Genomic DNA, 1,211 nt, shown 5'->3' with positions numbered 1-1,211 from the left:
ACCGTGTCGCGTGTGTGGCGGGCGTTCGGATTGGCTCCGCACAAACAGGATTCGTGGAAGCTGTCGAGAGATCCCTTGTTCACCGAGAAGGTCCGTGAATCACCCCTGGTTTGATGCCGCTTCCTTCTGAGTCAGGAAGGATGAGCACATGCCTAAGAAGATCGATCCGGAGGTCCGTTCGAGGGCCTTGCGTTTGCTGGAGGCGCACGGCGGCGAGTACACGTCGTTGACTGCCGCGGCAGAGGCGATCGCCAAGCAGGTCGGTGTCGGTGGGGAGACGGTACGTCGGTGGGCCGTGCAGGCCCAGGTCGATGCCGGCGCCCGGTCGGGGACCACGTCGAAGGAGTCCGCTGAGATCAAGCGACTCAAGGCGGAGAACAAGCAATTGCGAGAGGACGTTGCCATTTTGAAAGCGGCGACGACTTTCTTCGCGGGGGAACTCGACCGCCGCAACCGATGATCGTGGCGTTCATAGATCAGATGCGCGCCAACGGTTTTGCGGTCGAGTCGATCTGTCGGGTCTTGCGTGAGCAGGGCTGCATGATTGCCGCACGAACCTACCGGGCATCGCGAACACGCACGCCTGCCGCTCGGACCGTCTCCGATGCCCACGTCGTCGATGCGGTGCGCACCGTGGTCTGGCGCACCGATGACGACGGCCGGCGGAAGATGACTCCGGAGGGCCTCTACGGGCGGGTGAAGATGCGCGCCCATCTGCATCGGACAACACTGCCCGGGGTGTCCTATGGCGCCGTTGATCGAGCGATGAAAGTGCTAGGCCACAACGGGATTCGAAGGTCCAAGGGAGTCCGTACGACCGTGCGGTCCGCTGATGGTGTACGTGCGGAGGATCTGGTGAATCGACAGTTCAGTGCCGTCGAGCCGAACCGGGTGTGGGTGACCGATTTCACCTACTGCCGGACGTGGGCGGGGTGGGTGTACGTGGTGTTCATCATCGACGTGTTCTCACGTCGGATCGTGGCGTGGCACGCCTCGACGTCGAAGACGGTGGAGCTGGTGACGGTCCCGCTTCGGATGGCGCTGTGGCAGCGGAAACGAGAGGGTCATCCGGTGAAAGCTGCTGAGCTGATTCATCATTCGGATGCTGGAAGTCAGGGCGGATTCAACTGGTCGTCGCAACACCATGATCATGGAGGTGTTTGCGGTGGCTACGGCGGACTGGAGTCGGAGGACCAGCGATGTGGCGGTAG

The 1,211-nt window shown here is 62.3% G+C and carries 1 pseudogene; it reads left to right on the top strand.

The features are described 5' to 3' along the window. Positions 1 to 148 precede the first annotated feature (148 nt). Positions 149 to 1,122: pseudogene (locus AS181_RS25595) on the top strand (IS3 family transposase); the annotation flags it as partial. Between the last annotated feature and the right edge of the window lie 89 nt (positions 1,123 to 1,211).

This window comes from Gordonia sp. SGD-V-85 (assembly GCF_001456905.1).
GTDB classification, from domain to species: domain Bacteria; phylum Actinomycetota; class Actinomycetes; order Mycobacteriales; family Mycobacteriaceae; genus Gordonia; species Gordonia hongkongensis.
This window is presented reverse-complemented; position numbering and strand designations above follow the sequence as displayed.